The sequence below is a fragment of the Pedobacter sp. AK017 genome (assembly GCF_014200825.1).
GTDB lineage: Bacteria > Bacteroidota > Bacteroidia > Sphingobacteriales > Sphingobacteriaceae > Pedobacter > Pedobacter heparinus.
In genome coordinates, this window is sequence record NZ_JACHCW010000013.1 from 1 (window position 1) to 18,428 (window position 18,428).

General features: G+C 43.2%; 9 protein-coding genes. 8 read left to right on the forward strand and 1 reads right to left on the reverse strand.

From position 1 onward, the window contains the following. Positions 1-255: 255 nt before the first annotated feature. Positions 256-2,016, forward strand: coding sequence for a S8 family peptidase (locus HDC92_RS17870; protein ID WP_183876499.1), 1,761 nt, complete (start codon positions 256-258; stop codon positions 2,014-2,016). A gap of 83 nt (positions 2,017-2,099) precedes the next feature. On the opposite strand, the gene HDC92_RS17875 is transcribed toward HDC92_RS17870, so the two are convergent. Next, on the reverse strand, positions 2,100-3,125 hold the full coding sequence (locus HDC92_RS17875; protein ID WP_183876501.1) for a GntR family transcriptional regulator: 1,026 nt from the start codon (positions 3,123-3,125) through the stop codon (positions 2,100-2,102). 281 nt (positions 3,126-3,406) lie between these two features. On the opposite strand from HDC92_RS17875, the gene HDC92_RS17880 reads away from it, so the two are divergent. The 7 genes from HDC92_RS17880 (at position 3,407) to HDC92_RS17910 (ending at position 18,329) form a co-directional block, all read left to right on the forward strand. Continuing rightward, positions 3,407-6,586 (forward strand): SusC/RagA family TonB-linked outer membrane protein, encoded by a 3,180-nt coding sequence (locus HDC92_RS17880; protein WP_183876504.1) that lies wholly within the window; start codon positions 3,407-3,409, stop codon positions 6,584-6,586. Positions 6,587-6,604: 18 nt separating this feature from the next. Further along, complete coding sequence (locus HDC92_RS17885) at positions 6,605-8,176, forward strand: RagB/SusD family nutrient uptake outer membrane protein (protein ID WP_255484575.1); 1,572 nt, start codon at positions 6,605-6,607, stop codon at positions 8,174-8,176. Between the two features lie 17 nt (positions 8,177-8,193). Further along, on the forward strand, positions 8,194-9,093 hold the full coding sequence (locus tag HDC92_RS17890; protein ID WP_255484576.1) for a DUF5017 domain-containing protein: 900 nt from the start codon (positions 8,194-8,196) through the stop codon (positions 9,091-9,093). Further along, positions 9,090-11,669, forward strand: coding sequence for a glycerophosphoryl diester phosphodiesterase (locus HDC92_RS17895; protein ID WP_183876510.1), 2,580 nt, complete (start codon positions 9,090-9,092; stop codon positions 11,667-11,669). The genes HDC92_RS17890 and HDC92_RS17895 overlap by 4 nt, the downstream gene beginning before the upstream one ends. A 12-nt stretch (positions 11,670-11,681) precedes the next feature. Then, positions 11,682-15,092 carry a hypothetical protein gene (locus HDC92_RS17900; RefSeq protein WP_183876512.1) on the forward strand — a complete coding sequence of 1,137 codons (3,411 nt, stop codon included), beginning with the start codon at positions 11,682-11,684 and terminating at the stop codon, positions 15,090-15,092. Beyond that, the gene (locus HDC92_RS17905; protein WP_255484577.1) at positions 15,079-16,440 is read left to right on the forward strand and encodes an SGNH/GDSL hydrolase family protein; all 1,362 of its coding nucleotides are present in this window, start codon (positions 15,079-15,081) and stop codon (positions 16,438-16,440) included. The genes HDC92_RS17900 and HDC92_RS17905 overlap by 14 nt, the downstream gene beginning before the upstream one ends. 62 nt (positions 16,441-16,502) lie before the next feature. Then, positions 16,503-18,329 (forward strand): glycoside hydrolase family 97 protein, encoded by a 1,827-nt coding sequence (locus tag HDC92_RS17910; RefSeq protein ID WP_255484578.1) that lies wholly within the window; start codon positions 16,503-16,505, stop codon positions 18,327-18,329. Positions 18,330-18,428: the final 99 nt, after the last annotated feature.

The following is an 18,428-nucleotide window of genomic DNA, read 5'->3' on the forward strand; positions in this document are numbered from 1 at the left end:
CGAACAGAGAAGTTAAGCCCACCAGAGCCGATGGTACTGCGGTAACACGTGGGAGAGTAGGTCGGTGCCAAATCTTAAAGAAAGCCGGTAGTCCAGATGACTACCGGCTTTTCTTGTTTCAAGCCCCCTCAAACACCTGGGCCAAAACCAAAAACTTGTTTAAACCCAAGTTTGTTAAAATATGCTAAATCTTTATCCTGAAGTCAATAAAACCGTATTATTGTATTTTACGTTAATTTATAGAAGCGCTGAACAATGAAACTGAGATCTATAGTATTTTTTATTGCCTGCTTTTTCCTGCATACTGCAGTTTTTTCGCAGGACAAGAATGTAAAGCTTCCGGCAAACTGGTATAATCTGGACCTGATAAAAGACGGATATTTTGGTATCAGTACTGAAAAGGCATATACTGAACTTTTACAGCATAGAAAGCCAAAAGAGAAGATCATTGTGGCGGTGATTGATGGTGGAGTGGACATTAGCCATGAAGATTTGAAGGATGTACTGTGGACAAACAAAAAGGAGATTGCAGGAAATGGCATAGATGATGATGGCAATGGATATGCGGATGATGTACATGGCTGGAATTTTATAGGCTCAAAAAAGGGGAACCTGGCTTATGACAATCTGGAGCTGGTAAGGATTTTCAGGGAGTATCAGCCAAAATACAGGTCTACAATTAAATCAACAATTTTGGACAGCACGCAAAAAGAGGAATTTGCCTTGTATACCAAGGTAACTGCGGCATTTGGAAAAAAATACGATGAAGCACATCAGACTTTTGCAGTTGTGGCTATGATCAATAAAGTGCTGGATTCTGTAGGGCAGATCAACCATAAGGCAATTCCTTCACTGGAAGATATTGAGCGTTATAAGGCCGACAGTGAAGAAGAGGAACAATGCAAAAAGATTATCAGGAAAGGGGCCAGGGAAAGCGGATCTATAGAGAAGTTCCACAAGGAAATGAAGGATGCTTATAAACAGTATGATGTGATGCTGAAGTATAACCTAAATCCTAAATATGATGAACGTGCGGCACTGGTGGGGGATGACTATTCGAATGCAAAAGAGCGGTTTTATGGAAATAATGATGTGGCCGGACCAAATGCGGAGCATGGCACACATGTTTCCGGTATAATTGCTGCAAATAGAAAGAACAACATAGGCATAAACGGTGTCGCCGATAATGTGAGTATTATGGCCATCAGAGTAGTGCCGGAAGGTGATGAGCGCGATAAGGATGTTGCCAATGGGATAAGATATGCGGTAGATAATGGTGCAAGAGTAATTAATATGAGCTTTGGAAAAGGCTTTAAATGGAATAAGGAGGTTGTTGATGATGCTGTTAAATATGCTGAGAAAAAAGGCGTATTGCTGGTACATGCAGCCGGTAATGATAACCAGAATAATGACCTGGAAGAAAATTATCCTACTAAATATTATGACAGTCCGGAAGCCATAGCCTATAAAAAGGCCCATAAGAAGCCAGACCTTAGTGCAATGTTGTTCAGGCCGAATGCCAATCAGCAGCAAGGCCCTGGCATGGGGCGTAATGTGCCGACACTGCCCTTGAAACCGGTAATTGATACCGCTAAGTTTAATTTGCCCCATGCCAATAACTGGATTGAGGTTGGTGCAAGTGCTTATAAGAACGATGCGAGTTTGAAGGCATCTTTTTCTAATTACGGCAAATATACCGTAGATGTTTTTGCGCCGGGTTTCATGATTAAATCAACTGTTCCGGGATCTAAGTACGAAGAGTTTGACGGTACCAGTATGGCTGCTCCTGTTGTTTCTGGCCTGGCTGCCTTAATTTTGAGCTATTATCCTGAACTTAAACCGCGTGAAGTAAGAGAGATCATTATGAAATCTGTGGTTAAGGTTGAGCAGAAGGTAAAGCATGAAAATTCAAGGGGTGAAAGTGAACGGATCAGTTTTAAGGAACTGTGTGTAAGCGGGGGTGTTGTTAATGCTTATGAAGCCTTAAAATTGGCAGAACATTATAAAACAAAATAGTCCGGTGGAGACGACCTATAGTCATGAGGTGGTAAAAGCATCTTTAATTATGCTTTTTTCAGGGGAATCAGTGACTGTTAAAGTTAAAGTGAATGCCGTTTTATAACTTTTGTGGGGTTTCTTTTTACAATGGTTTTGTCTTCCAGAATTGCTTGTACTACAGTTTTACCCATCGCTTCAAAATCTGTTGAAATGACTGTGATCCCATCTTCAAGTACTTCTTTCACCAGGGTGTCGTTGTAAGAGATCAGCCCTATATCTTTACCGAGTTTAAGTTTCTTTTTTCGGGCCAGTTTAATTAACATCACATCATCCGTATCATATCTGCTAAAGGTTACATATGCATTACCTTTCTGGAAGGTCTTTTCATCAATTTCAGATTGTATCAAGTAAGGGTGTTCAATTTCCGTACAATAATGTAAAAAACCTTCAATAACCAATCTGGCATGCACAGCTTCGGGATGTGCAACCAAAATCAGCCGGTCGTATTTCTTCAATTCATCTTTTAACTTATGAAGGCTATGGTAAATGTCGTAACCATAATCCTGGTATATACTGCTATAGTTGCCTGATAAACCTTGTTCGTTTAAATCAATGATTATTCTTTTTTTATCCGGAATTAGGTTTAGGAGTGGGGCTACATTTTCCTTCAGAAAAGTTGCAATGACATAATGCGTATATGTTCCCAGGTTTTCTTTGATTAATTTTTCAAATACCTGGTAATTATGATGGTGAAAGTAAATGTCTATATCGGCCCGGTCTTCCAATTGGTTAAAAAGAGTACGATAGAACTGCTCACGCAGGATATTCATTTTATCGAGCAGTAAAAAAACACGAAATGAGTGATGGATAGATTTTTTGCGTACGTAATATCCCTTCCTGTATACAGATTCTACAATACCTTTTTCTACAAGTTCATTTAGGCCTTTGAGTAAAGTTTCCTTACTCATTTTTAATTGTTGCTGCAGTTGTTTGAGCGAGGGTAGCTGATCTCCGATATGGAGCTGATCAATTTCAATCAATGACATAATATGATCGGCCAGTTGCTGGTATTTCATTTTACCATGACCACCTTTTTGATGCGGATTTTCAGTTAAAACTTCTGTCATGTGGATATTATTTAGACAAATGTAACTAATAGACCATACAAACCAAACCAGACAAGCTATCAAATTTTATGTAATCGCTTTTTTGGAGTGTTAAAAGGTATTTGTAAAATTTTATTTTTTTAATAGAAATAAAATGCTTTATATTTGTTTAGCAGACCAGACCATACCATACTAGATCACTTTAAGAGTGATTTATAGAACCAGAGCGATCTGTTTTGTGGCTTTTTGTGGAGGGGAAGAGAATGCGTGTAATACTACCAAACCAAATATAAATTATAAATATGAAACCAAACTTACTTTTTACCATGTTATTGGTTCTGGGTATTCCGCTGGCCGGTCTGGCCCAGGCGGTAAAAACCATAACCGGAACTGTTATTGATGAAAAAGGAGGTCCTTTACCCGGCGTAAAAGTAGTCCTTCAGGGAAAAGCTACATCGGGGGTAACAGATGGCCAGGGCCACTTTAGCCTTTCCAATACCAAAGAAGGCGATTTGCTGCTGGTCTCCATGATTGGCTACACCAGCAAAACCGTGATCGTAAGCAGCCAAAATCAGTATAAAATCCAACTGGAAACTAGTAGTACGTCCTTAAATGATGTGGTCATTATTGGTTATGGGGAAGTAAAGCGAAAAGACCTTACCGGTGCAGTGGGCTCTGTTAACATAAAAGATATGGAAAAGGCCCCGGTGGTTTCTTTTGAAGATGCCCTGGCAGGACGTGTGGCTGGTGTACAGGTCGGATCTGGCGATGGCCAACCGGGTAGTATCAGTAACATCACCATCCGGGGTGGAAATTCAATTACCCAATCAAACTCACCACTTTATGTGATTGATGGCTTTCCTTTGGAAAGTCCAGATAACAATACCATTAATCCGGACGATATTGAGTCAATAGATATATTGAAAGACGCATCCTCTACGGCAATTTATGGGGCAAGGGGGGCTAATGGGGTGATCATGATCAAAACTAAGGAGGGTAAGGTAGGCGCGCCGGTGGTTACCTATAACAATTGGCTGGGCTATCAGTACCCAGGTAAGCAGATAGAGGTGATGAGCCCTTACGAGTTTGTGAAATACCAGTTGGACTTGAATAAGACATCCGCTACCGCTTTGTATCTTAAGGATGGAAAAACCCTGGATGCATACCGGGATGAGCAGGGAATAAACTGGCAGGACCATGTAATGCAGAACGCATTTATGCAAAATCATAGCTTCTCTATGAGAGGTGGAACTGCGGCCACAAAGTATTCGGTGAGCAGCTCTTATTTAAATCAAAATGGAATTGTTATTAATGGTGGATATAAAAGATACCAGGGCCGGTTTCAAATAGATCAACGTGTGGGACAAAATATAAGAATTGGCCTTAATACCAATTATACATACGGAATCAAAAAAGGTCAGATTGCCAATTTAACCAGTGATAACCTAAACAGCAGTTCGGCAGGAAATGCCAGTTCATATTTGATGTACAGCACCTGGGGATACAGGCCGGTAACGGGTAGCGGGGATGATGGGAATTTCCTTGACCAACCTTTTGATGATGATGTTGCTTCCAATACAGATTTAAGGATCAACCCTGTGGTAAACTCCAACAACATGTATCAGTATGCTTTTAATAAATCGCTTAGTGCCAATGCTTTTGTGGAGTATTCTTTTCTGAAGTATTTTAAGTTTAAGGTAAGTGGAGGAATGACAGATACTCGTCTTGCGTTCGAACGTTTTAACAATTCCAATACGGCAGCCGGAAATCCGCGGACCGTTTATGGGCAAAACTATGGTATCAACGGTTCGCTTGAAAACCAGAATATCCGCAGTTTACTGAACGAGAACCTGCTCACCTTTAACAAAACATTCAACAAGAAACACCGTTTAGACGCTGTAGGTGGTTTTACCATGCAGAGGAATAGTATGGAGGGGGATGGATTTGTTTCTATTTTATTGCCAAATGAAGTACTGGGCGTGAGAGGGCTTGGCCAGGGCACCATACTTTCAAAAACAACTACCGGTACTTATTCCACACTGGTATCATTTCTTAGCCGGGTTAACTATACGTTTAACTCCCGCTATATATTTACCGCATCTTTACGTGCCGACGGCTCTTCCAAATTTGCTCCGGAAAGCAGGTGGGCATATTTTCCTTCCGGGGCCTTTGCCTGGAATATAGGGGAAGAGAAATTTTTGAAGGACATTAAAGCTATTTCTGCTGCAAAACTGAGGTTGTCGTATGGGATTACCGGAAACAACAGGGTTTCGGATTTTGCCTATCTACCTGTGTTAGGTATGGAAGTAGGTGCCAATACCGGGAATACCAAAAGTGGTTATTATTTTAACGGTCAATACATTAAAGGAACGGTTCCAATTGGGGTAGGAAATGAAGACCTCAAATGGGAACCTACCGGCAGTTTTGACGCGGGACTCGATCTCAGCTTTTTTAACCAGCGTCTGAGTATTACTGCTGATTTCTATCATAAAAGAACCTCTGATTTACTACTGAATGCTTCTTTGCCAACATCAACAGGATACCTTACTGCCTTTAAAAATATAGGTGTTGTGGTAAACAAGGGATTTGAGTTTACCCTAAATACGGTAAACCTGAGTTCAAAGCGGTTTAACTGGACATCCAGTTTCAACATTGCTTTCAATAAGAACAAAATTGATGAACTGAATGGCAACCAACCAAGCCTGATTACGCGGGTTACCAGCTGGAATGCCAATTTTAATAATTCACTGCCCTATATTGCTTTGCCAGGGCGGCAGGTAGCTTTATTTTACGGTTATGTTTTTGATGGACTATACCAATTGAACGATTTTAATGTATTGTCGAACGGAAGTTACGAGCTGAAAGGGGAAGTGCCTAACAATGGTAGTGCACGTTCGCTGATTAAGCCAGGGTTCATTAAATACAAAGATATCAATGGAGATGGTATTGTCGACGCAAATGATCAGACGATCATAGGTAATCCTAATCCCTTGCACATTGGCGGATTGACCAATAATTTCAGGTATGGACAATTCGACCTCAACGTTTTCTTACAGTGGTCGTACGGTAATGATATTTTAAATGCAAACCGGATCGTATTTGAAGGAGCGGAAGCAAGACCAAGCCTGAATATGTTTAAGACCTATGAAAACAGATGGTCTGTAGAAAATCAGAATAGTGTGCTGCCGGTTGCCGGTGGTTATGGCCCCAATGTATTCTCTGACAGAAATATTGAAGATGGTTCATTTCTTCGTTTAAAGACGGTTTCTCTTGGCTATAACCTATCCCCCGAACTGATGAAAAGACTGAAGATACAGTCGGTCCGCATCCATGTTTCGGCACAAAACCTGGTAACCTGGACGAACTATTCGGGTCTGGATCCTGAAGTTTCAGTGCGGCATTCTGCGCTTACACCTGGTTTTGACTGGAGCGCGTATCCACGGGCACGGACCATCACCTTTGGTATGAACCTAACTTTTTAACGATAAATGTTTTTACAAATGAAAACAACTTTATTTTATATCGCTATGATGCTGGCATTGGTTGTCACCTCATGTTCAAAGATCCTGGACACAACCCCACAGGATTTTGTATCACCAATAAATTATTACAATACAGAAAGCGAACTGCAATCTGCATTGGCCGGAGTATACGACCGTTTGGGCGATAACAGGGTTTATTCACAAGGTATGGCCTGCTATATGGTTTTTAGTGACGAGTTTTTCATGAAAAATCAGACATCGGGAATGAATGCCAATATTGTAGATGCTTCTACCCTGGAACTAAACAGGCACTGGGAAGCGATTTATACCGGCATTGAACGCGCAAATATGTTACTGGAGAACATAGATAAGGCGGTTAAGGTAACTGAAGAAAAGCGTAACGAAATAAAAGGGCAGGCACTTTTTTTAAGGGCTTACTATTATTTTATGCTGGCAGATGAGTTTGGGCCGGTACCTTTAAAGCTTCAATCCAGCAAATCGCCTGAAGAAGCCCCACTTCCGGGTACTCCTGTAAAAGATATTTATGCGCGTATAGTGGCCGATATGAAACAGGCAGAGGAGCTGGTAAAGTCGGTTTCTGACTATGGCTATAATACGCGAATTACGAAAACGACAGTACAAGGTATACTGGCCAGGGTTTATCTGACTATGGCGGGTTTTCCACTAAATGATGTTGCAAAATATGCTGATGCCAGAAGCTATGCAGAAAAAGTAATGCTATCTGGATTGCACGGGCTGAATCCTGATTTTAAACAGGTCTATATCAATCATGTGCAGGAAATATTTGACACAAGAGAAAGTTTATGGGAAGTCGAATTTAAAGGAACGAACCAGGGTGAAATACAGGAGGGTGGTATGATTGGCAGTTATAATGGCATTACCAGTGGAAACATTGAGATGGGCTATGGTTATGATTATGTGCATGCTACTGCAAAGCTTTACAATGCCTATGCAGCTGGCGACCAGAGAAAGGACTGGACGGTTGCACCTTTCAGATATGTAACTACCGGACAAACGGCGGTAAAGACCAATTGGGCGGCAGATCAGATATACGACAGGAGCAATGGGAAATGGAGACGGGAGTATGAACTTCTTCTGCCAAGAAATCAAAACTATACCGGTACCAACTGGCCTTTGTTAAGATATGCGGATGTATTGCTGATGTTTGCAGAAGCTGATAATTATGTAAACAATGGTCCATCTGCCGACGCGTACAAAGCCATCAATATGGTAAGGCGCAGGGGATATGGAAAAGATGTACTCCTGCCAGATGTCCAGGCAGATGCTGCTGCTGGTTTATCCCAGCCGGACTTTCTGGACCTGATCAGGAACGAGCGTCTGCGTGAGCTTGCTTTCGAAGGACTCCGGAAACACGACCTTGTAAGATGGGGCATTTATCCTTCTGTGATGCAGGCGCAGGTTAGAGAGTACCAGGCCAATATGCCTGCGACTTTAAAAGACCCTGCAATTGCACAGGCACAACGTGTAACAGAACGGGCCGTGCTGTTCCCGATTCCTAACAGCGAGCTGGCCGTTAACCCTAATATTAAACAAAACACAGGATGGTAACTACAAAATTGTATCAGATGAATAAGTTATTAATTGCATCTATCGTATGCTTTTTTCTGGCCTCCTGCCAGAAGACCTATGAACTGGCTGCTCCGGATGATTTTTCCGTTGAACCGGAAAAAACCAGTTATAAAATAGGTGATTCTGTGCGGTTTGTCATAAACGGAAAACCGGAGAACATTGTATTCTGGTCGGGTGAAGTAGGCCGTAAATATGAGTTTAGAAAAAGAACCGTAGTTGAAGGAAATTCCATTTCCCTCAATTTTAAGACTTTCGCCCAGTTCGGGCTCATGCCTATCGACCAGTCTGTAATAAAGGTATATGTATCAACCGATTTCAGTGGAAAATATGATGCTGCAAGTGTTAGGGCGGCTACCTGGGAAGACATTACCGATAAGGCTGTTCTTTCTTCCGGTCTGGACCAGACGCCTTCGGGGAACATTGACCTGAACAGTTTTGCTGCACGTAATAAAAGCATGGCATTGGCATTGGCTTACAAGACTAGTGTTATAAAGCCGGAAGCACAGCAAAACCGCTGGGTAGTCCGTTCTTTTGATCTTAAGAGCACCAACCAGCAGGGAGAAGAAACGGTGCTAGCTACCATGGCTACGGCGGGCTGGACTGCTTTTAACTTTAGTGGTCCTGCTACCACCTGGAGCATTACCTCGGCCCAGCTGCTTACCGTAAGGAACAGCACTGAACTGGATGACGACTGGGTGGTAACCAAACAGTTTAATCCCAACAGTACTACACCAGATATAGGGGAATCCATTAAGAACATTTCCCAAAACCTGACCAATTATACCAGGGTATATACCAAGGCTGGCGTTTACAAAGTGACGTTTGTGGCAACCAATGCCAATTTGGAGCGATCAGCAACAGTTGTAAAGGAAATAGAATTAAACATTACCCAATGAGATTGAACAGTTTAATCGTGATGCTGATTGCTTTTGCAGGCAATAGTTATGCCCAGCAAGCTGCTTTGACAAATCAGGTGCTTCGTCTGAATTGGGAAGATACCGGCAATGGGTATAAAATAAAGCAGCTATCGGTGAAAGGCCAAAATGGATGGCGCGCATTGTCGGGCACACTGGGGCAATATACCCTGCTTTACAGCGCAGGTGAACCTAAGATGGACTCTGAGGTTAAAGATAAGGACGGGAAAGAAATTCAGTTTCCTGAGCAGGAGTACCGTTATATCATCCCTACCTGGAAAGCCAATACTTCTGCAGTTTCTTTGAATAAAGAAGGGCGTTCCATATTATTTTATCCGCAAGGGTATAAAAAAGTTGGAAATACCATCGTATTTCAACAAAAAACAGATGTCGCCACCATTGAAGCTACCTGGCACCTTGACCCTGTCTACAAAAATGATCTTCGCGTTTCTATCCGCTTAACAGCTGTTAAGGACGGGTATTATTCAATAGCGAGTCCGGCAGTTAGTGCAAATGATAAAAACCACTTTGAATGGGGCTGTATTCCCGGCGTGTTTCAGGGCAACACAATCAACAGCGATTTTACTGATGCTTATGCTTATGGCCACGGAATTCCTGACAGACCAGTTGTTGTAAGAGAAAGAACAGCAGCAGCACTTACGGCCATGCTTACCAATAAAGAAGGGATTACGCTGGCCGTTACAGCCGAGCCAGGAACAGGCAGGGACCCATGGGAATATGATAGATCTACCCAGTCGAACTGGTTACTTGGCCTGTCCCTCATTAACCGTCAGGAGCAACTGAGCCCAACCTTATATCATCCGGTATTGGGGCAGCAAAAATCCTATTTAAAAAAGGGGGAAAGCATTTCGTTCAGTTTCAGGTACACCATCAATATTTCAAACTGGTACCAGGTATACCAGCATATAGTGAATGATGTTTACCGCTTTGATGAACTGCTGCATTTAAAACAAAGCAAGCAGTCCTTATCTGATCGCATGCTACAGCTTTTAAACTATGTAAAAAAGGACAGTACTTCCCGCTGGCGGACTTTTGACTATAACGGTGGTACTATTGGTGCCCAGGAATATTTAGGTGGCGTATATGAATCGGAAAAAGATGCCGTAAAAAATGCCGACTATGGTGCAATGTGGATGCTGGCCAATATTACACAGGATTCTGTCCTTATCCATAAACGGCTTAAAGATGCACTGAACTTTAAACTGGCACAGCAAAATACAGCCGTTGGATTTTTTAACGGAGCAGCTGCAGGGCAATATTATCTTTATCGTTCAAAACGCTTTACCGAAGAATGGGGCCCCTATACCGAGCCAATAGCGACCACCTATTATATGTTGCAGGATATGGGAAATGTGTCTTTATTTGAACCCGGCAATCAGCAGCTCAAATCGGGGATCCGTTTGGCGGCCGACTGGCTGCTGACTAAAATGAAGCCGGAAGGTTATTGGGAAGTAGCTTACAACAACCACACGCAGAAACCCATGTTTGAGGACCTGAAAGATTATAGGCCTACTTTTTACGGGCTGCTGATTGCATACCAGATACTAAGGGATAAAAAATATCTGGATGCCGCTGTAAAGGCGGCCGACTGGTATATTAGAAATGCGGTAGCGCAAGGTTATTTTTTAGGAGTTTGCGGAGATGCCAGGTTTGCACCCGATTTTGCAACCGGTCAAAGCGCCCAGGCATTGCTGGATCTGTTTGAGATCACAAAAGAACCAAGGTTTAAACAGGCTGCTGTTAAAACGGCCCAATTCTACACAACTTCCATATATTCCCATCCGATTCCTGATCGGAAGGGCAAAAAAAATGGAGCAAGGCAGTTGGAGGACTGGCAGATCAGCCAGGTAGGTCTAAGTTTTGAACATGGGGGTGTTTTAGGCTCTGCTAATAACAGCGGCCCAATTTTACTGGCTAGTCATGCAGGCATGTTTGTCAGGCTTTTTCAACTGACAAAAGACTCCCTGTATCTTAAAATGGCGAGGACAGCAGCTTTGAGTAAGAATGCTTTTGTAGACCCGGCCACAGGAGTTGCATCTTATTACTGGAGTGCTATGAACAAGGGTGCCGGGCCTTTTCCTCATCATGCCTGGTGGCAGATAGGGTGGATCACCGATTACCTGATGGCCGAACTTTCATTGCGCTCGCAGGGGCGGATTGATTTTCCTTCAGGTTTTCTTGCACCTAAGGTTGGCCCACATAAAACATTTGGGTTCCGGCAGGGAAAAATATTTGATCAGCAGGGGGATCTGACTTTAATCGAAAAGCTCGTGTCATTAAACAATCCCAATATGGACTATTTATGCGCCATGAATAAGCAGGATAAGGTATTTTATCTGTTTGTACTGAATAACGATGATGAAATACAGAAAGGTGCTATTCACCTAGACCAGTCAGGTTTTATTCAAGGGTATAGTCTGGACCTGAAAACTGCTGTGCGCCTTTCTGCTTCAGGCTCAAAGCTTCCTTTTTCTATAGGTGATCACATCGAAATAAAACCTTATGGCTTGCAGGTCTATGCACTTAAATATAAATAAATCTTAAAGAAGATGTACCAGAAAACCGGCCTATGTTTATTGCTAACAGCATTCTTGTTTTTAATAACAGGAACGGCTATAGCCCAGCAGGAAAAATACCTGTTGCTGGGAACCGATTTCCAGTTTAAGGGTAAATGGTTTACTGAAGTAAATAAAGATGGCATTGGTGGCAACATTTTAAGGTTTATGGAAGGGGAGCTGGACAGCACATCCGATGCGCTAACCGTAATGAACATAGGGAAGGCAGGCCGCTATACCATTTGGATAAGGACCCCTGATTTTGAAACCTCTCCGCGAACCCGGTTGTTCCAGCTTTCAGTTGGGAATGCCAGGTTAAAAAAAGCGGGCGGACATGGGAAGCCCGGATATGCCTGGGAACGTTTGGGGTATGCAGATCTGAAGAGTAGCGATGTGCTGCTGCGTCTCCACAATTTTAATTTTGGCAGGTGTGATGCCATCCTGTTTGTACAGGATAGCACCCTTAATCCAAATAACCTGGACAAGAAGGTGCTTCTGTCTTGGAAAGTAGCTCCTGCCTTACAGGAAGTGCTTAGCGAAGAAAAGAAGCGCACAAGCCCCTCACTGCAACTGAGCCCTACAGACAAGGTAATTGCAGGAATTGAAAACGAGGCCTTACGTGTACAATTTGTAAGGACGGGTGCGGATCATAAGGCTATTGCCTGTAAAACAGAAGTAAAAAAGGACGGACGGTGGCAACAGGCAGGCATTCCAAACATGGAAGACCACAGGATCTTTTTAATCAGTACTGATGCTACTGCCATCCGCTTTATTAAGTATTATCCGACCTGGGACAGCCAAACACCGAACGCCTATTTTGTTTTTAATGGCCGGAAGCATGCAGTGCAAAAGCCGGGCGCTGATATGGATCCTTTTGAAGCTGGGAATCTTAGTGAAGCCATTCCTGTATCGGCAGAAACTATTGACAAGCAAATCCTGAAAGTTCAGTATGTTACCCGCAATGGTTCCAGCATCACCGGCCTTTGGTCGCTACTTCCTGCACAACAGCATATTGATCTGCGTCTGATCTGTAAGGTTGCCCGGCCGGGATATTACAGTATGGGTGTTGCAGCCTTTCAACCTGTTGTTGATCAGGAGCTGGAAAACGTGCTGATGGCGCCGATGTTTCAATATAAACGGCTCTCTGATGGCCCACAGATGATGGTCACTTCTATGATGCAGCAACCGCTTGCCATAGTTTCATCGAAAACACAACAAGGTATTTTTTCGAGCTACGTTGCCGCAGGTCCTGAATTGTTTAAAAAGGACTGGGGGTCGGTAGATTATGCCCCTGCGGGGTTTACACTAAAAAACCATAACAACCAGATACAGCCGGTTATGTTTTCACCAGTGCTGGGAATGAACGATTCGAAATGTAGTGCAGGCGAGCTGATTGACAGAAGGTTTGTTATTGGTGTAAGGGCCGGCAACTGGGACTCGGCCATGGATTATGTATCGAAGGAGGTATTTGAGGTAAAGGATTACAGGAAACAGGAACAATCCTCGCTTACCGATGCAGTATTTAGCATGATTGAACTGGTTAAAAATGATAATGCTGCAGGTTGGGTTCCAGGATTAAAGGGTTTTTATGATATCGAAGGAGATCCTAAAACAGCTCCTACAGTGGTAAATGCTACGCCGCTGACTAATATTGCGCTCTCTGTACTGCAAAATGACGAAGAATTTTACATTAGCCGGTCGCTGCCAACAATAGAATTTACACTTTCCAGGAGCGGATACCGCTGGGCCACTGACATTGTTCCAACAGCATTTAATGCCACGCGAAAAACGCTGGAGCTGAACCCTTTTAGGTCCCAGTTTACCACCTCTTACTACGCCGGTTTAGACCGTTTGCTGGAAGGGTTGAATCCCTGGCTGAAAGGTATAGCATTGCCGGGAGATAGCCTGAGAGCAGTAAAGGGTTATTCGACCGATTTTCTTCCCTGGAACCAGGCGCTTTGGGCTTACCGGCTTACCGGGCAGGCTAAATGGCTGCAACTGGCAAAAAGAGATGCAGATCTTTTTATTCAGCATAAAATATATAACAATACCAATAAGTTGCTTAGCCATATCCCTTTTTACAATGCCACTTTTTATGCACCCTGGTGGGATTTGCTGGATATGTATGAGACCACAAAAGATGAAAAATATCTGAAAGCTGCAGAATACGGCGCTTACTTTACCATTGCGGGAATACGCAGCTATCCCAAAGTGGAAGACAGTCTGCAAACCATTCATCAGGGGAATCACTACGATGGTGTTACACGTATCTGGTGGAAAGGCAATCGGCCTTACCGCTTGGGCTTCCCCAGAGAAAAAGGTGATGTACAGGAAAAGAAAGTTCCGGAATGGCTCGTGTCGCCTGTAGGTCTGGGACTGGAGCAGCCCAGTACTTATTTTACCAGGGTAAAAGGCCAGACTGTTCATCCCGTGTTTATGAGCAGTTGGGCACCACACCTTTTGCGCGTGTTCCAATATGCAAACAAGCCTATTTACGAAACCTATGCCCGTAACGCGGTTATAGGTCGTTATACCAATTATCCAGGCTATTATGCTACCGGCTTTACAGATGTGCCTATGTCGGCAGATTTCCCTTATAAAGGCCCAGATGTGAGCTCTATTTATTATCACCACATCCCTCCACATATTGCATTTAGTCTTGATTACCTGATCACAGAAACCATACAGCGCTCTAACGGAAATGTAATGTTCCCATACAGTAAGCAGGAAGGATTTGTCTGGTTTAATAACCGGGTATATGGCGGTGGGAAAGGAAAGATTTTTGGAGAGGCAGGAGCGACACTGCGTATGCATAAAGGCCTGGTCAGCATTCAGCATCCGGGAATGAATTATGTTACAGCAGTTTCCGATAAAAACTTCTGGATCCTGCTTTCCTCGGAGGCCGGGACTGAACAAAAAGTAACTATACAATGGAGTGATGCTACAGGTGCACTGAAAGAAGGGAAAGGGCTCTGCTATCTGCCGGATGGTCAGTCCATTTCGCTGGATTTTAAAGCGGCAAAAGCCGATGTTGTTGTGCCTGCAAAGGGATTCAGGGCAATTTCCATTCCCTTAGCAGCGATACCAGCATTAAAGAAATATCAGCCGGTTAAAGACGGGATGAAAGTGATAGACCTTGGGGCGCCCTGGGGCCGGATATTCCTGTTCCGCATCCGCTCTCCCTTTGGATGGGATACTTGCTACGGATTTGCAGAAACGGCCCCTTTAAATGGCTATTCTGTAAAGGTTAACTGTAATAATAAGGTGCAGGAAATAAACCAGTATCCTTATGAATGGGGTTTTAACAAACTGGCTATGGGTGAAAGTGCAACACTGGAACTTATTTTTAAAAGCGATGATGGAAAAACAAAATCAAAAAAAATTGTACTCAATGGCAATGAATAAAATTGCAGTAAGAACTATATTACTTGGTTGTTTAATGATGTCTGCTACAGTATTTTCCCAAACCGGGCCAGCACGAGGTGACCGCGATAAGATTGCGGCTTCTCAAGCTGGAGCTTCTCCGATTTATTTTGAGGTTTCTGCTTTCAATATTCCAGCCATTGAACCTGGTAATTTTAACAATGAGTTGGAATGCAATGTCAGGGGAGGTTTTCCGGGTTTTTTTGAAAAGGTAAATCAAGGTAAAAAGGTTGTGGTCGCTTTTATCGGGGGGAGCATCACCCAGGCAAATTTTGGCTACCGCCTCCAGACTGCCAGGTACCTCGAGCAGGCTTATCCTCAGGCCAGATTTCAATGGATCAATGCGGGGGTCTCCGGTACCGGAACGGAACTGGGTGCTTTCCGGATCAAAGAACAGGTACTCAACCATAGGCCTGATCTTATTTTTATAGAATTTGCAGTTAATGGCGCCTATGCTCCCGGGATGGAGGGGATGATCCGCCAAACGATCAGAGAAAACCCTAATGCGTCTATTTGTTTGATCTACACTATTTTAACCGGTCAGACAGTTTTTTATCAAAAGAATGAACTACCGCCAAATATTAAAGGACTGGAACAGGTTGGCATACATTACAACCTCCCTGCTGTTAATTTAGGTATGGAGGCGGCGAGCCTGGAAGCAGAGGGGAAGTTGGTCTGGAAAGGTACTCAGGCTGATGAGGGTAAAATTTTGTTTTCTGAGGATGGAATTCATCCAACAACGGCAGGAGGGAACCTGTATGCAGCGGCTATAGCACGCGCCTTCAAAAAAATAGCGGCAGCAAAACAATTAAAAAAGAAGGAACTACCGGAGCCATTAATTACTGCAGCCTGGGATGAGGCAACGATGGTTGACCCATCGGCTTTGGAGGGGCTGGACAATGCCTGGCAATTAATGCCGACAGATGCCAATCCTAATCTTAAAAAGTTCAATCCCTGGTTTTCAAGCGTGTTTACCGCAAGTACGCCCGGAGCTACCTTTAGTTTTCGTTTTAAGGGAGATATGTTGGGCGTATTTGATATAGGCGGACCAGAGGCTGGACAGCTGGAATGGATTATAGACGGAAAACCGGTAAAAATTATGAACAGGTTCAACAGCTATTGCAATAACCGATACCGGGGGCAGTTTGATGTAGTTAATGTGCCACAGGGCATCCATTTGGTAAAGGTCGTTCTGTCTCGCCAAAAGGCTGATAAACTCATGATACTGCCGGAAGACAAGAGAGCAGATATAATTGAGCACCCAGAAAAATACGATCAGACAGTGGCCTACCTAGGGCGGATCTTATTGAGAGGAACATTACTGAAATGAGACAGATGGGTAAGAAAATAAGAATAACATTTGGGCTTGTGTTGTGCTTAACAAGTTGTTTTATGCATTCCGTCCGTTGTGCGGAGAAGGTTCTGGTACTTAAAAGTCCCTCATCTTCTTTAACGGTTCGTGTTTTTAAGGAGGGGGATAAAGGTTTTTTTTATACGCTTTCTTTGAAAAACAGGACGCTAATACATGCTTCTCATCTAGGTTTAAGTATTGCAGGCAGGCCCTTTTTGAATCCTGCAGCTAAACTGAAACTGATCAGCAGCAATAGCATAACAGAATCCTTTTCACTGCTCCGTCACAACTATCAGGTTAAAAATGTTTCATACAAAAGTTACCGGATTGGCATTGGCAAAAGCCTGATTGAGTTTGCTGTATTTGATCAGGGTTGCGCTATCCGTTATCATTTACCTGCTAAGCAGGTACACATTACAGCAGAGCAAACGAGTTTTGTTTTGGATGGAAGTGCAGGTGCCTGGTTCTTTGAGCGCACAAATAACTGGAAGCTTAAATCTTACGCCGGCTTGTGGACTGAAACGCGGATTGACAGTCTGGATAAAATTAGCCCTACTGGCCCTGTACAGGGAAAGCCTGTTGTGGCCCAACTGGCAGATAAAAGTTATTTGTTCATTACAGAAGCTGCATTGCAGGGGTATAGCGGGATGCGGCTTAAAGCCAATAAAAACAGTCTTACGGTAGATTTTACCGAAGGAGATAAAGGTTTTTATGTCCAGCCGGACCAGCTTCCTTTTACCCCCTGGCGCATCATCGGCTGGGCAGCAAACCTGAATGAGCTGGTTAATCAACCCCTGGTTGAAGCATTAAATGCAAACCCCGATAGTGCTTTGTTTAAAAATACGGATTATATAATGCCGGGAAAAAGTGCCTGGAGCTGGATTACAAAGGATGGGAACTACCTGGATCCTGTTACAGAAAAAAGTATCATCGATGCCGCTGCCCGGCTAAATTATACCTATACATTAATTGACGATGGCTGGGAGGAAAAATGGAAACAAAAATGGGAGGTGCTGAAAGATCTGGTAGAATATGGCCGTAAAAAAAAGATAAAGGTCTGGGTGTGGAAGGATTCCAAGTTTTTAAGGGATGTGGCGTATCGTGATGCTTTTCTGGATACCTTGGGCCGTTTAGGTGTTGCAGGAATTAAAATAGATTTCATGAACAGTGAAGCAAAGGAGCTGATAGATTTTGAGACCAGCTTTTTAAAAGCTGCCGCTAAAAAAAAGCTGATGGTCAACTTTCATGGCTGCCAGACCTCTACAGGGGAGTATCGTACCTATCCCAATGAAATGACCAGGGAAGGTATCAGGGGAATGGAACTGAACATCATGAATGAACCCATTCCAGCATGGCACAATGCGGCGTTGCCCTTTACAAGGTTTATCATGGGACCTGCAGATTATACACCTGGACTTTTTTCCAAAAGAGGGGCAACAACACTTACGCATCAGCTGGCCCTACTTTATTTGTTTGATTCACCTTTTCAATGCATTGCCGAAAATCCGGTAACACTTTTAAAAGATACCTTATATCGTCCTATACTTCCTTTGATAAGGGATTTACCAACAACCTGGGACAGTACATTGGTCCTAAATGGAAGCAGGATAGGCCATTGCGCCATTGCAGCCAAAAAGAAAGGGAATGACTGGTATTTAGCCGCAATTAACGGGCTTGCTGCAGAAAATTCCATAACCCTGGATCTATCCTTTATAAAAGACCTGTCGGCCTATACGGCAATTGTTATCTGCGATGCTAAGGGTGCATTTTCCGCTTCATCGGTAATTCCTGCCATGTTAGATAGAAAGAATATATCCATTCCCCCTTCGGGAGGTTTTGTAGTCCATTTGAAACGGAAAGATAAATAGTGTATTTATGAAAATAGTAAGCAGTACAATAAACACTTATATTAAAATCATTTGCTTTTCAATTGCTTGTTTTTCATGTATGCAGGCGAATGGGCAAAA

Coding starts and splice junctions, on each gene's coding strand:
- HDC92_RS17870 (WP_183876499.1), top strand. CDS start 256: ATGAAACTGAGATCTATAGTATTTTTTATTGCCTGCTTTTTCCTGCAT.
- HDC92_RS17875 (WP_183876501.1), bottom strand. CDS start 3,125: ATGACAGAAGTTTTAACTGAAAATCCGCATCAAAAAGGTGGTCATGGT.
- HDC92_RS17880 (WP_183876504.1), top strand. CDS start 3,407: ATGAAACCAAACTTACTTTTTACCATGTTATTGGTTCTGGGTATTCCG.
- HDC92_RS17885 (WP_255484575.1), top strand. CDS start 6,605: ATGAAAACAACTTTATTTTATATCGCTATGATGCTGGCATTGGTTGTC.
- HDC92_RS17890 (WP_255484576.1), top strand. CDS start 8,194: ATGAATAAGTTATTAATTGCATCTATCGTATGCTTTTTTCTGGCCTCC.
- HDC92_RS17895 (WP_183876510.1), top strand. CDS start 9,090: ATGAGATTGAACAGTTTAATCGTGATGCTGATTGCTTTTGCAGGCAAT.
- HDC92_RS17900 (WP_183876512.1), top strand. CDS start 11,682: ATGTACCAGAAAACCGGCCTATGTTTATTGCTAACAGCATTCTTGTTT.
- HDC92_RS17905 (WP_255484577.1), top strand. CDS start 15,079: ATGGCAATGAATAAAATTGCAGTAAGAACTATATTACTTGGTTGTTTA.
- HDC92_RS17910 (WP_255484578.1), top strand. CDS start 16,503: ATGCATTCCGTCCGTTGTGCGGAGAAGGTTCTGGTACTTAAAAGTCCC.